This window comes from Pseudomonas sp. MWU13-2105, assembly GCF_023242315.1.
Taxonomy (GTDB): Bacteria; Pseudomonadota; Gammaproteobacteria; order Pseudomonadales; family Pseudomonadaceae; genus Aquipseudomonas.
This window is the reverse complement of sequence record NZ_JALLIY010000002.1, coordinates 348,228-361,921: the sequence shown is the minus strand read 5'-3', so window position 1 is coordinate 361,921 and position 13,694 is coordinate 348,228. Positions and strand designations below refer to the sequence as shown.

At 63.1% G+C, this 13,694-nt stretch carries 11 protein-coding genes; 8 read left to right on the top strand and 3 right to left on the bottom strand.

What is annotated here, in order from left to right; genetic code table 11:
- Positions 1 to 499 precede the first annotated feature (499 nt).
- Positions 500 to 2,677: a malate synthase G gene (locus M5B96_RS04375; protein WP_248795297.1), complete on the top strand. Its 2,178-nt coding sequence runs from the start codon at positions 500 to 502 to the stop codon at positions 2,675 to 2,677.
- Between the two features lie 104 nt (positions 2,678 to 2,781).
- On the opposite strand, the gene M5B96_RS04370 is transcribed toward M5B96_RS04375, so the two are convergent.
- The gene (locus tag M5B96_RS04370) at positions 2,782 to 3,225 is read right to left on the bottom strand and encodes a response regulator (RefSeq protein WP_248795296.1); all 444 of its coding nucleotides are present in this window, start codon (positions 3,223 to 3,225) and stop codon (positions 2,782 to 2,784) included.
- 250 nt (positions 3,226 to 3,475) lie between these two features.
- Here M5B96_RS04370 and M5B96_RS04365 point away from each other — a divergent pair, with 250 nt between their 5' ends.
- The 7 genes from M5B96_RS04365 (at position 3,476) to M5B96_RS04335 (ending at position 12,076) form a co-directional block, all read left to right on the top strand.
- The gene (locus M5B96_RS04365) at positions 3,476 to 5,410 is read left to right on the top strand and encodes a putative nucleotidyltransferase substrate binding domain-containing protein (RefSeq protein WP_248795294.1); all 1,935 of its coding nucleotides are present in this window, start codon (positions 3,476 to 3,478) and stop codon (positions 5,408 to 5,410) included.
- Positions 5,407 to 6,114: a PolC-type DNA polymerase III gene (locus M5B96_RS04360; protein WP_248795292.1), complete on the top strand. Its 708-nt coding sequence runs from the start codon at positions 5,407 to 5,409 to the stop codon at positions 6,112 to 6,114. The genes M5B96_RS04365 and M5B96_RS04360 overlap by 4 nt, the downstream gene beginning before the upstream one ends.
- 227 nt (positions 6,115 to 6,341) lie before the next feature.
- The gene (locus M5B96_RS04355; RefSeq protein ID WP_248795291.1) at positions 6,342 to 6,860 is read left to right on the top strand and encodes an RNA polymerase sigma factor; all 519 of its coding nucleotides are present in this window, start codon (positions 6,342 to 6,344) and stop codon (positions 6,858 to 6,860) included.
- Entirely contained in the window at positions 6,857 to 7,837 is a 981-nt protein-coding gene (locus M5B96_RS04350; RefSeq protein ID WP_248795289.1) for a FecR family protein, read from the top strand. Before M5B96_RS04355 ends, M5B96_RS04350 begins: the two co-directional genes overlap by 4 nt.
- 354 nt (positions 7,838 to 8,191) lie before the next feature.
- The gene (locus tag M5B96_RS04345) at positions 8,192 to 10,600 is read left to right on the top strand and encodes a TonB-dependent siderophore receptor (protein WP_248795287.1); all 2,409 of its coding nucleotides are present in this window, start codon (positions 8,192 to 8,194) and stop codon (positions 10,598 to 10,600) included.
- Positions 10,601 to 10,775: 175 nt separating this feature from the next.
- Positions 10,776 to 11,894, top strand: a complete 1,119-nt coding sequence (locus M5B96_RS04340) for a PepSY-associated TM helix domain-containing protein (RefSeq protein WP_248795285.1) — start codon at positions 10,776 to 10,778, stop codon at positions 11,892 to 11,894.
- Positions 11,891 to 12,076, top strand: a complete 186-nt coding sequence (locus M5B96_RS04335; protein WP_248795283.1) for a hypothetical protein — start codon at positions 11,891 to 11,893, stop codon at positions 12,074 to 12,076. Before M5B96_RS04340 ends, M5B96_RS04335 begins: the two co-directional genes overlap by 4 nt.
- Before the next feature lie 14 nt (positions 12,077 to 12,090).
- Here M5B96_RS04335 and M5B96_RS04330 read toward each other — a convergent pair whose 3' ends face one another.
- Positions 12,091 to 12,279, bottom strand: coding sequence for a hypothetical protein (locus M5B96_RS04330; protein WP_248795282.1), 189 nt, complete (start codon positions 12,277 to 12,279; stop codon positions 12,091 to 12,093).
- Positions 12,272 to 13,645, bottom strand: coding sequence for a cell envelope integrity protein CreD (gene creD, locus M5B96_RS04325; protein WP_248795281.1), 1,374 nt, complete (start codon positions 13,643 to 13,645; stop codon positions 12,272 to 12,274). The genes M5B96_RS04330 and creD overlap by 8 nt, the downstream gene beginning before the upstream one ends.
- Positions 13,646 to 13,694 lie beyond the last annotated feature (49 nt).

The window sequence follows — 13,694 nt, the reverse complement described above, 5'->3', positions numbered from 1 at the left end:
GGCTGATACATAATACCCAACCCCCCAGTATAGCTTGAGAATGAAAGGCGCAAGCTTGCACCTGGCCCTGACTGACCGGCGACGCTAAGCCCGCACTTGAAGCCAAGCCCCCTCCCCGACAGTCACCGCCGCCCCTCCAGCCAGTCAACCGACCGAAAAACAAATCGTGTACGATTTTCAGATTTATCTGGAACAATCCATGCTTTTCTTGAGAGCATCAGCGGCTAGTGCGTGACCGGACAGAACCCAATGGTCGCGAAACGACGTATTTAGTCTAATTTTCACAACCGCAATGCATCATGTAGTATGCGCCGGCACGCACTACATAACGTTGGATGGACGTCTGCCCGAGTGTCTGTGAGATCACGGAAAGCCCCGCCGGCTCAGGTCGGCCGGGCGAGCCCAGCCGCCCGCGAGGGCATGTTCTGGTACTGTGTTCAGAGAAGCACGCAAGGCTTTAAACAGAAGAGCTGAATAGCTGAGCAGAGTGAGGCAAGCAATGACTGAACACGTTCAAGTCGGTGGCCTTCAGGTCGCCAAAGTCCTGTTCGACTTCGTGAACCACGAAGCCATTCCCGGTACCGGCCTGACCGCCGACCAGTTCTGGGCCGGTGCCGACAAGGTCATCCATGACCTGGCGCCGAAGAACCAGGCCCTACTCGCCAAACGCGATGATTTCCAGGCTCGCATCGACGCCTGGCACCAGTCCCGGGCCGGCCAGGCCCACGACCCCGTGGCTTACAAAGCCTTCCTGCAAGACATTGGTTACCTGCTGCCAGAAGCGGCGGATTTCCAAGCCACTACCCAGAATGTCGACGACGAGATCGCCCGCATGGCCGGCCCGCAGCTGGTGGTGCCGGTAATGAACGCGCGTTTCGCCCTCAACGCCTCGAACGCCCGCTGGGGCTCGCTGTATGACGCGCTCTATGGCACCGATGCCATCAGCGAAGCCGACGGCGCGGAAAAAGGCAAAGGCTACAACAAGGTCCGTGGCGACAAGGTCATCGCCTTCGCCCGCGCCTTCCTCGACGAAGCCGCGCCCCTGGCGGCCGGCTCCCATGTCGACTCGGTGGGCTACAAGATCGTCGACGGCAAGCTGGTGGTCAGCCTCAAGGGCGGCACCAACAGCGGCCTGCGCAACGACGCCCAGTTGATCGGATTCCAAGGTCAGGCCGCGGCCCCTGGCGCGATCCTGCTGAAGAACCATGGCCTGCACTTCGAAATCCAGATCGACGCCAGCAGCCCGGTCGGCCAGACCGACGCCGCCGGCGTCAAGGACCTGCTGATGGAAGCGGCCCTGACCACCATCATGGACTGCGAAGACTCGGTCGCCGCCGTCGATGCCGATGACAAGGTGGTGATCTACCGCAACTGGCTCGGCCTGATGAAGGGCGACCTGGCGGAACAGGTTGCCAAGGGCGGCACCACCTTCACCCGCACGATGAACGCCGACCGCACCTACACCGCCGTCGACGGCAGCGAACTGAGCCTGCACGGTCGCTCACTGCTGTTCGTGCGCAACGTCGGTCACCTGATGACCATCGACGCGATCCTCGACAGCCATGGCAACGAAGTGCCTGAAGGCATCCTCGACGGCCTGGTCACCAGCCTCGCGGCGATCCACAGCCTCAACGGCAACAGCGTGCGCAAGAACAGCCGCACCGGCTCGGTCTATATCGTCAAGCCGAAGATGCACGGCCCGGAAGAAGCCGCGTTCACCAACGAGCTGTTCGGCCGTATCGAAGACGTCCTGAACCTGCCGCGCAACACCCTGAAAGTCGGGATCATGGACGAAGAGCGACGCACCACCGTCAACCTGAAAGCCTGCATCAAGGCCGCCAGCGAGCGCGTGGTGTTCATCAACACCGGCTTCCTCGACCGTACCGGCGACGAGATCCACACCTCCATGGAGGCCGGCGCGATGGTGCGCAAGGCGGCCATGAAGACTGAGAAATGGATCGGCGCCTACGAGAACTGGAACGTCGATATCGGTTTGAGCACCGGCCTGCAAGGTCGCGCCCAGATCGGCAAGGGCATGTGGGCCATGCCCGACCTGATGGCAGCGATGCTCGAACAGAAGATCGCCCATCCACTGGCCGGAGCCAATACCGCCTGGGTGCCATCGCCCACCGCCGCCGCGTTGCACGCGCTGCATTACCACAAGGTCGACGTGTTCGCCCGCCAGGCCGAACTGGCCAAGCGCGCGCGGGCTTCGCTCGACGATATCCTGACCATCCCGTTGGCGAGCAATACCGACTGGTCGGCCGAGGACATCCGCAACGAACTGGACAACAACGCCCAGGGTATCCTCGGCTACGTGGTGCGCTGGATCGACCAGGGTGTCGGTTGCTCGAAGGTGCCGGACATCCATGATGTCGGCCTGATGGAAGACCGCGCCACCCTGCGCATTTCCAGCCAGCACATCGCCAACTGGCTGCGCCATGGCGTGGTCACCCAGGACCAGGTCATGGAAAGCCTCAAGCGCATGGCTCCGGTGGTCGATCGGCAGAATGCCGGTGATGCGCTATACCGCCCGCTGGCCCCGGACTTCGACAGCAACATCGCCTTCCAGGCGGCGGTCGAACTGGTGATCGAAGGGACCAAGCAGCCCAACGGCTACACCGAACCGGTGCTGCACCGTCGGCGTCGCGAGTTCAAGGCCCGTAACGGCCTGTAATCCCGCGCTGAAAACAAAAAGCCCTGATCGGTAACGATCAGGGCTTTTTCATTCCAGGCATCCTGCTGCGCCGCACACCTTAGTAGGAGCGAGCTTGCTCGCTCCTACACCACCATCCCCAGCTCGCGCTTGACCAGCTTCAGCAACTGCGTGGTATCGATAGGCTTGAGCAGGAAATCCACCACGCTCAAATGCATCGCATCAATGGCATCGCGCACATCGGCATTGCCCGAGACGATGATGATCGGCAACGCCGCCCGCTCCGAGCCGCGCACCTTGCGGATCAGGTCCAGCCCGTCGTCGGCCATGCGCAAATCGGTGATCAGCAGGCCGATGCCGCGGTTGGACTCCAGCAAGGCAAAGGCGGCCGCGCCACTGGCGGCGGTCACGCAATGGATATCGTGCAGGGCCAGGATTTCCGACAGCAGTTCCCGGGCATCCTGATCGTCATCGACGATCAGGACCCGCTGATACGACAATTGCGGCGCCTGCATCACCTGCAGAATGGCCTCGCGCTCGGCATCGCTCAAAATATCGTGGTCGGACATACGGCTCTCTGGTATCCCTTGGCAATCCAATTCCCTAGCACAGTGCTCAGACATCGCTAAACGGATGCTCAATGTGCACTTCGTCGGAAAGTTTTCCAAGTCGATATTTGTTAAGAATCTGCTTATTCAACTGTAGGTCATTTCACAAACCTAGACTTACGTCCAATGGGCACCCGGGAAGCGGGGGCCGACCATGCTTGCAACAGCGATTCTTCGCACCCACCACAACGAACAAAAAGCGGTAGCGGTCATGAGCAAAGCGGATGCTTTTACCCAGGCCGGGAAGACTGCGGTGTTGCAGAACATCCACGGCACCTTGCAGTTCCTGCAGCGATTCCCGCCCTTCAACCAGATGGAGAACACCCACCTGGCCTATCTGGTCGAGCAGTGCCAGTTGCGTTTCTACGGCACTGGCGAGAGCATCATCAAGCCCAACGACGGGCCGGTGGAACACTTTTATATCGTCAAGCAGGGCCGCGTGGTCGGCGAACGCCCGTACACCGCCAAGGACGGTACCGAAACCGTCTTCGAGATCACCAGCGGCGAGTGTTTCCCCCTAGCGGCGTTGCTCGGCGAACGGGCCACCCGGACCGAACACCTGGCCGGCGAAGACACCTTCTGCCTGCAATTGAACAAAGCGGCGTTCATCAAGCTGTTCTCCTCCTCCGAGGTTTTTCGCAACTTTGCCCTGCGCAGCGTCAGCAGCCTGCTCGACCAGATCAACCAGCAGGTCCAGCGCAAGGCCGTGGAAACCCTGGGCACCCAATATTCGCTCAACAGCCGCCTGGGCGAACTGGCAATGCGTCACCCCGTGACCTGCAGCCCAGGCACCCCGCTGCGCGAAGCGGTGAGCCTGATGCACGAGCAACAGGTCGGCAGCATCGTGGTGGTCAATGAAGCCAAGGCTCCGGTCGGTATCTTCACCCTGCGCGACCTGCGCCAGGTGGTGGCCGATGGCGTCCAGGACTTCAGCCAACCCATCGACCGGCACATGACCCAGGCGCCTTTTGCCCTGAGCCCGGACCACAGCGCCTTCGACGCCGCGATTGCCATGACCGAACGGCACATCGCCCACGTCTGCCTGGTCAAGGAGCAGCGCCTGTGCGGCGTGGTGTCCGAACGCGACCTGTTTTCCCTGCAGCGGGTCGACCTGGTGCACCTGGCGCGGACCATCCGTAGCGCGCCACGCCTGGACAGCCTGATTGCCATTCGCGGCGAGATCGGCCCGTTGGTGGAACGCATGCTGGCCCATGGTGCATCGTCGACCCAGATTACCCAGATCATCACCTTGCTCAACGACCACAGCGTCTGCCGGGTCATCGAACTGACCCTGGCCGACAAGGGCGACCCGGGCGTGCCGTTCAGCTGGCTGTGCTTCGGCAGCGAAGGCCGCCGCGAACAGACGCTGTACACCGACCAGGACAATGGCATCCTCTTCGAGGCCCGCGATGCCGCGCAGGCCGCCGAGATTCGCGGCAAGCTGCTGCCCCTGGCGCAGCAGATCAACCAGAACCTGGCACTGTGCGGTTTCAGCCTGTGCAAGGGCAACATCATGGCAGGCAACCCCAAGCTGTGCCTGTCGCGGGCCGAATGGGCGCGGCTGTTTGCCGCCTTTATTCGCGAAGCCACCCCGGAAAACCTGCTGGCATCGAGCATCTATTTCGATTTGCGGGTGGTCTGGGGCGAGGAGCAGGGCTGCGAACAACTGCGCCAGGGCATCCTCGAGCAGGTCGCCGACAACCGGCTGTTCCAGCGCATGATGGCCGACAATGCCTTGCGCCAGCGCCCGCCAGTGGGTCGTTTGCGCGAGTTCGTGCTGACTCGCAACGGTGGCGACAAGGCGACCCTGGACCTAAAAGTCCAGGGCCTGACCCCCTTCGTCGACGGCGCCCGCCTGCTGGCGCTGGCCAATGGCGTCGAAGCCGGCAATACCATCGAACGCCTGCGCCAGCTGGTGGCCAAGGAGGTGATCGAACGCCTTGACGGCGCGGCCTATGAGGAGGCCTACCACTTCATCCAGCAGACCCGCCTGCAGCAGCATCAACTGCAAACCCGGCACAACCTGCCGCACTCCAACCGGGTCGATCCGGACAGCCTCAACCAGCTGGACCGGCGCATCCTGCGCGAAGCCCTGCGCCAGGCGCAACGCCTGCAAAGCAGCCTGGCCTTGCGGTATCAACTGTGAAGCTGTTTTCCTGGCTGAGAGCCAGCGGACCGACACTGGATGCCACGACACTGGCACGGCTCAGCCAGTTGCCCGCCGCCAAGCCCCTGGGCGAGTGCTCGCTGCGGGACCAGCGCTGGATTGTCGTCGACCTGGAAACCAGCGGCCTGAACCTGAGCCGCGACCAGGTGCTGTCCATCGGCGCGGTGGTCATCGAAGATGGCGCCATCGACCTCGGCCAGTGTTTCGAACGGACGTTGCTGCGCCCCGGGCAGAGCGTCAATCCCAGCGTGCTGATCCATGGCCTGGGTCCGAGTGCGTTGGCCGCTGGCAGCGATCCGGCGCAAGCCTTGCTGGAGTTCATGGAGTTCGTCGGCGACAGCCCGCTGCTGGCGTTCCATGCGCCCTTCGACCAGCACATGCTTGCGCGCGCCCTGAAAGACAGCCTCGGTTACCGCCTGCAACATCCATTTTTCGACGTTGCCGATATAGCGCCATTGCTGTGCCCGCGGGCGACCTTGCGCGAAGCCGGGCTTGACGATTGGATCGAGTATTTCAAGCTGCAGGTGGAAGATCGGCATAACGCCAGCGCCGATGCCCTGGCCACCGCCGAACTGGCGTTGATCCTGTTCAGCCGGGCGCGGCAGCAGCAGATCCATAGCCCGCTGAATCTGCAACAGCGTCTGGGCCAGTGGAAGCGTCGCCAGCAGACGCCTTCCTTCTAAAGGCTGCCACATCCTCTTGTGGGAGCGGAGCTTGCCCGCGGAAGCGTCAGTCCTGGCGCCGCAGTACCTGAGGGCCTCATCGCCAGCAAGCCGGCTCCCACAAGGTCCATGTCCATCCAGACAAATGGCACACGGCCAACCGACCAGCAGCCATTGCGCCTTTTCCAGCGCCCTGACACAATCGCGAATAATTCTCGTTAGTTTAAACTTCTTGTCGGTGATGTCCGTTGTCGTCAGTCCGAAGCCCCCATCATGCCCTTGTCGGTGCGTTGTATCGCGACCATCGCAGCTGGCTTCTGGCGTGGCTGCGCCGCAACATCGCTTGCCCGCAGCGGGCCGAAGACCTGAGCCAGGACACCTTCGTCCGCCTGCTGGGCCGCGACCAACTGCCCAACCCTCGGCAACCCCGGGCGTTCCTGGTGGCCATCGCCAAGGGCCTGCTGTTCGATCACTTCCGCCGCGCCGCGCTGGAACAGGCCTACCTCGGTGAACTGCTGCTGATCCCGGAAGACGAGCAACCGTCCCCGGAAGCACAGCACCTGATCCTCGAGGACCTGCGGGCCATCGACCGGCTGCTGGGCAAACTGTCGAGCAAGGCCCGCGCCGCGTTCCTCCACAGCCGCCTGGATGGCCTCGGTCATGCCGAGATCGCCGAAAAGCTCGGGGTTTCCGTGCCCCGGGTGCGCCAATACCTGGCCCAGGGCATTCGCCAGTGTTATATCGCGCTGTACGGCGAACCGACATGACCCCGTTCAGCGCCAAGCCGGTGTCCGCCCGCGTCCTCGATGCCGCCATCGCCTGGCAGTTGTGCCTCGACTCAGGTAGCCGCAACACGCTGGAGCAGGCCGAGTTCGAGAAATGGCACGCGGCCCATGAAGAACACGCCCGTGCCTGGTCGCAGTTGGGCCTGCTCGACCAACGCTTCAGCGGCACCAGCGGCCCGGCGCGCGGCGCCCTGTTGAAATCCCGCGACGGCGTTCGACAGCGGCTGCGCAAGCTCGGTAGCGGCCTGGCCAGTGTGATGCTGGCTGGCGGCCTGGCGCTGTTCCTCGGCCATCGTTACCTGCCCCTCGATTACTGGCTGGCCGACCAGCGCACCGCCACCGGCGAGCAACGCACCCTGCACCTGGCCGATGGCACCGTGATCCAGCTCAATACCCACAGTGCCCTGGATGTGCGCTTCGATGAGAGGACCCGACGCATCGTCCTGCGCGAGGGTGAGATCCTGATCGAGACCGGGCATAACGATGCCCGGCCGTTTATCGTCGAAACCGATGCCGGGCGCATGCGCGCGCTGGGCACACGCTTCCTGGTCAAGCGTGAAGATGACGGCACGCGATTGAGCGTCCTGCAATCGGCGGTGGCCGCCCGCCCGCAGGCCGGCACCGACGAACAGATCCTCCATGAAGGCCAGCAGGTGCTGATGCAGCGTGACAGCCTGGGTCCACTGCTGGCCCTCAACCCCGGCGCCGATGCCTGGACCCGGGGCATGCTGGTGGTGGACAACGTGCGCCTGGCCGACATGCTCGAGGAGTTGGGCCGCTACCGTCGCGGCCATCTGGGGGTCGACCCGAAGGTCGCCGACCTGCGGATCAGCGGCAGCTTCCCGCTACACGACACCAACCTGGCGCTGAGCGCGTTACTGCCGACCTTGCCGGTGCGGATCGCGCGGCATACGCAGTGGTGGGTGACGGTGCAGGCCAAGGCCGAGACCAGGCCCTGAGCCGAATCCGAGATGAACTCTGTGGTGAGGCTGCTTGCCCCAATCCCAGCCAGTTCAAAAACCTCAAGCCGAACGCGGTGTTGTGGTGAGCGGGCTTGCCCGCGCTCGGCTGCACAGCAGTCGCAGAACCGGCTATCCCGGTCTGCCTGATACACCGAGTTCTCCGGTTTTAGGGGGCTTCGCCCCCCCAGAGCGGTGGTGTAGCGTCCCGACAAGCCCGCTCGCCACAAGGTAGATCACGGTTTGCGCCTACCGCCGATGTGAATCTAAATTATTTTCAATCAGCTCTATCACTTTCTGGATTTCGTCCGGCCCATAGGCATTGAGAAACATTTCCATTCAGGAACCCGCCCTATGTCCCGCTCGCTCGATACCTTGCTGCGCCCCAGTCTTCTCGCCGTCGCCATCGCCCTTGGCAGCCCGCTGCTCAGCCCGACGCTGGTCGCCGCCGAAGAGGCGGCCAGCGTCCATGCTTATAACCTGCCGGCCGGGCCGCTGGGTTCGACCCTGAGCCAGCTCGCCAGCCAGGCCGGCCTGGCCCTGAGCCTCGACCCGGCGCTGGCCTCGGGCAAGACTTCGGTACCGGTCAAAGGCCAGTTCGATGCCATCAGCGCCCTGCACACCGCTCTCGGCGGTACCGGCCTGCAGTTGCTCCAGAGCAGCACGGGAACCTACACCCTGATCGCCATCCCGGGCGGCGTCGTGGCCTTGCCGGAAACCACTGTCACCGGCCAGGGCATCGCTGAAAGCGCCTGGGGCCCGGTCGAAGGCTATACCGCCACGCGCACCGCCGCCGGCACCAAGACCGATACGCCAATCGTCGAAGTCCCACGCTCCCTGTCGGTGATCACCCGCCAGCAGATGGACGACCGCAGCGTGCTCAACCTCAACGACGCGCTGCGCTATGCCGCCGGCGTTACCAGCAGTGGCTACGGCTCCGACTCCCGGGCCGACTGGCTGCGGATTCGCGGTTTCGACCCGACGCAGTTCCTCGATGGCCTGCCGCTGCCCAAAGGCTCCTACGCCAACCCGAAAGTCGAGCCCTGGGACCTGGAGCGCATCACCGTGCTGCGCGGTCCGGCGTCCTCGGTCTACGGCCAGACGCCACCCGGTGGCATGCTCGACATGGTCAGCCGCCGCCCGCAGGCTGAAAGCGCACACGAAATCGAACTGCAGGCCGGCAACAACGAGCACAAGCAGATCAACTTCGACAGCAGCGGAAAAATCGATGACGAGGGCCGGTTTCTCTACCGTGTCAGCGGCGTGGTGCGCGACAGCGGCTCGGCCACCGATCATATCCCCGACGAACGCTACAACATCGCCCCGAGCCTGACCTGGAATATCGCCGACGACACCCATCTGACCCTGATTTCCCAGTACACCCACGACAACACCGGCATCACCGGGCAGTTCCTGCCCCTGCAAGGGACGAAGATCGACTCGCCGTTCGGCCCGATCTCCCACGGCAAGGACCTGGGTGACCCGAACTGGGAGTTCTACCACCGCACCTATTACGCACTCGGCTATGCCTTCGATCATCGCCTGAACGACGTCTGGCGATTCAAGCAGAACCTGCGCTACACCAAGAGCGAACTGGACTTCCAGGGCCTGACCGTGGCCAACGGCGTCAACGCGGTCGACGCCGACGGCAACATCGGCCGCTCCGCCGGTATCGTCAACGAAGACATCGCCCAGATCGCCGTGGACAACAACTTCCAGGCCGACTTCCAGACCGGCGCCCTGGCGCATACGCTGTTGCTCGGCCTGGATCACCAGCGCTCCGACACCGACTACCGCTGGCAATACGGCACGGCGCCGGGCACCAATGTCATCCGCCCGATCTACGGCCAGAATTTCGCCAATATCCAGTACTTCGACCTGTACAACTACAACCAGAAGACCGACCAGACCGGCCTCTACGCCCAGGACCAGATCAGCCTCGACCAATGGCGCCTGACCTTCGGCGGCCGCGAGGACTGGGTCCACACCGGCACCACCTTCAACAATAACAACGGTGTCACCAGCACCCAGCGCGACAGTGCCTTCAGCGGCAACGCCGGCCTGAACTACGTCTTCGACAACGGCGTCACGCCCTACATTTCCTATACCGAGTCCTTCCAGCCGGCCGCCGGGGCCAATGTCAGCGCCACCAGCTCGCTCAAGCCGACCCAGGGCCGCCAGTACGAGACCGGGATCAAGTACCAACCGCCTGGTAGCAGGACCCTGCTGACCGCCGCCGTATACGACCTGCGCCAGAAGAACGTCTCGATCACCGAGAACAGCATCACCAGCCAGATCGGCGAGATCAAGGCCCAGGGCCTGGAGCTGGAAGCCACGGCCGACATCACCGACAACCTGAAGCTGGTGAGTTCCTACAGCTACACCGAGACCCGGATCCTCAACGGTGACGACAAAGGCAACCGCGTACCGCAGATCCCTCGCAACCAGGCGACCTTCCGTGGCGACTACACCTGGCATGACGGTGTGCTCGACGGCTTTGGCATCGGCGCCGGGATGCGCTATGTCGGCGACACCTATGGCAACCAGAGCAACACCTATCTCGGTCATGTCGGTGCCTACACCATCTATGACGCCTCGCTGCACTACGACCTCGGGCGCCTGCACCAAAGCCTCAAGGGCGCCGCGCTGGCCGTGGACGCCAAGAACCTGTTCAACAAGGACTACCTCGCCACCTGCGACGGCTACTGGTGCTACTACGGCGACGAACGCAGCGTGGTCGCCAGCGTGAACTACAAGTGGTAACCGCACCCGCATACACCCTGATCACGCGGACCACCTGAAACACCGCGAACCTTGTGGGAGCCGGCTTGCCGGCTCCCACAAGGTTCTGCGGCTTTCCAAGATCCCATTTGCTTAGCGGGACAACCTTGAGGCAAGCCCTTTTCTATAGCGGCCCCCATCCAGACTGTGGCGAACCATGAAAAGCCAAACCATCCGCCGCTGGTCCCTTGTCCACACCTGGACCAGCCTGATCTGCACCCTGTTCCTGCTGATGCTGGCACTGACCGGTCTGCCGTTGATCTTCCACCATGAAATCGACCACCTGCTGGGCGACGCCGCCGAGCTGCCGGCACTGCCCGCCGATAGCCCGCGCCTGGACCTGCAGCAACTGGTCCGCGCCGCCGCGGCCCATCGCCCGGGCGAAGTCATGCAGTACTTCGGCTGGGACGAGGACGAGCCCAACGGCGTGACCACGATCATGGCGCAAACCGCCGGCACCGAACCCAACGCCTCCCACACCTTCATGCTCGACGCCCGCAGCGGCCAGGCCGTGGAACTGCCCTCGGCCAACAGCGGGCTGATGATGGTCATGCTGCGCCTGCACGTGGATATTTTCGCCGGGCTTCCTGGCAAACTGCTGCTGGCCTTCATGGGGGTGCTGTTCGTGCTGGCGATCATCTCCGGCGTGGTGCTCTACCTGCCGTTCATGCGCCGGTTGAGATTCGCCAGCGTGCGCCGGCATAAATCCACCCGCCTGCGCTGGCTCGACCTGCACAACCTGATCGGCATCGTGACCCTGACCTGGTGCCTGGTGGTGGGCATCACCGGGGTGATCAGCGCCTGTGCCGACCTGCTGATCGCAGCCTGGCGCACCGACAGCCTCGGCGCCATGGTCGCGCCGTACCGCAACGCCCCGCCACTGACCGAGCTCGCCCCGGCCACCCGCCTGCTGGAAATCGCCGCCGACGCCGCCCCCGGCATGAGCCCGGACTTCATCGCCTTTCCCGGCACGCGCTTTTCCAGCGAACACCACTACGCGGTGTTTATGAAAGGCAGCAGCCACCTGACCTCGCACCTGCTGACCCCGGTGCTGATCGACGCCGCTACCCTGCAAGTCACCGCTATCGGCCAGCGCCCCTGGTACATGGACGCCATGGGCCTGTCGCAACCGCTGCATTTCGGCAACTACGGTGGCAGGCCGATGAAGGTCCTCTGGGCGGTGCTGGATGGCTTGACCATCATCGTGCTCGGCAGCGGCGTGTACCTGTGGTGGATACGTCGAGGGGCCAGCCGGAAAAACGAGGGCGCACAATGAAACCGCACTCATCGATTTTCTGGAGGGTCTTCGGCATTCCCACGCTGATCGCCCTGCTCAGCGCCGCCGGCCTGTTCGCCGCGCTCCTGGGCGATGGCGCCTGGGACGCGCTGAGCTGGCTGGGGCTGGGAATTCCGGCGGCTATTTCCCTGCGTGGCCTGTTGGACAATCACAATGGGTAACCGCCGGTGAGACCTCAAGACAAAGCGCTACGCAACTTGGAACGGGGCGTGCCCGTGAAGCTTTCAGCAATCTCACGGGCCTCTTCGCGAGCAAGCTCTGCTCCTACAAAGACCGGGTTCGGTCTTGACTGACTGGCCTTGAGCAAACGGGCCAACTCCGCGCCCCATTGCTGATCCTCGCGCAACCCCAGCGACCTACTCATGGGCGGCTCCGGTATCAAGGTTCAGCGCTCCGGCAGGCTTGCCCTGGCCGATCCCGTACCAATCGAGTTTGCGGGTCAGCACCATGAACACCCCGAGCAGGCAGAACAGCAGCAGCGAGCCCATCAGCAACGCATAGTCCTCGGCGCTGAGCAGTCCGTAGAGCAAGCCATACAAGGCGGCCAGGGCGACAGCGAAGCCAAGGCCATGGGCCAGGCTGCGCAACACATGACAGACATAAAAACCGATCAACCCGACACAGGCACCAGCCGACAACAGATATGCCAGGCCAAACCCCAGGTGCTCGGACAACGACAGCAACAGCAGATAGAAGAAGGCCAATGCAACCCCGACCAGGGCATACTGGATCGGGTGTACCGCCAGGCGCTTGAGCACTTCGAACAGGAAGAAGCCGGCAAAGGTCAGGGCGATGAACAGCAGCGCATATTTGATCGCCCGGTCGGACTTGAGGTACTGGTCCACCGGCTCGATAAAACTCACGCCGAAGCTGCGGGCCTTGAAGCCGTCGCAGTCGCTGGTCTGCAGGCAGTTGTTCAGGGCTTCACGCAGATTGGTGGAGAAGAACGACGTCTGCCACTGGGCACTGAAACCCTGGTCGGTCACTTCCCGCTTGACCGGCAGGTAGTTGCCGATAAAGCTCGGATGCGGCCAATCGGCGCTCAAATGGATAGTGCTGGTCTTGCCCACCGGCAACACCTGCAACTGACCGGTACCCTGTAGCACCAAGTCGAAGGAGAAATCGAGGCGTTGCTCCTCGCGGCCATCGACGCGCGGCAAGTTCACATGCACACCGTCGCCCAGCCAACTGACCTGGGTCCCGGGCCGGAACTCCAGGTTCTGGCTGCCCACCTGCAAGGTCAGGGCGTTTTCGATGCCACGGATATCGCTGATGCCCACGGCCAGGTACGGTTCGTCGAAGCGATAATCGGCAAAGCCTTCAGTGATGCCCAATTGCAGCGGCAACACAAAGTTACCGCTGATCCGGTTATTGGCGTGAAACAGCCGCGCTTCATAAATGCCCCGCGAGCGCAGCTCGGTCTGGACCTTGCCATCGAGCTCGAAACGCTCCGGCAAAAAATACAGCCGCCCGCTGACTTCGCTGCTTTGCTGGTAGCGCTCGCCCTTGGCATCGGTCTTCCATTCGCGGACCGTCTGGCGATACGGCACCACCAGCAGCGGACCATTCAATTGCTGGCTGTAGCTGGAACTGCGGGCGATATCTTCCAGGACGCCGTCACGCAAGCGCTGGCGTTCGCTGATCACCCCATCGATCATCATCAACGGAACCAGCAACAACAGCATCAGTAGGGCAATCGCCCCGAGTTTTATAGCCAGACCGCGGTTCATGGGTTCTCTCCCTGTTGGTATGGGGGAGAGTCTGCGCAACCAGTGTGGG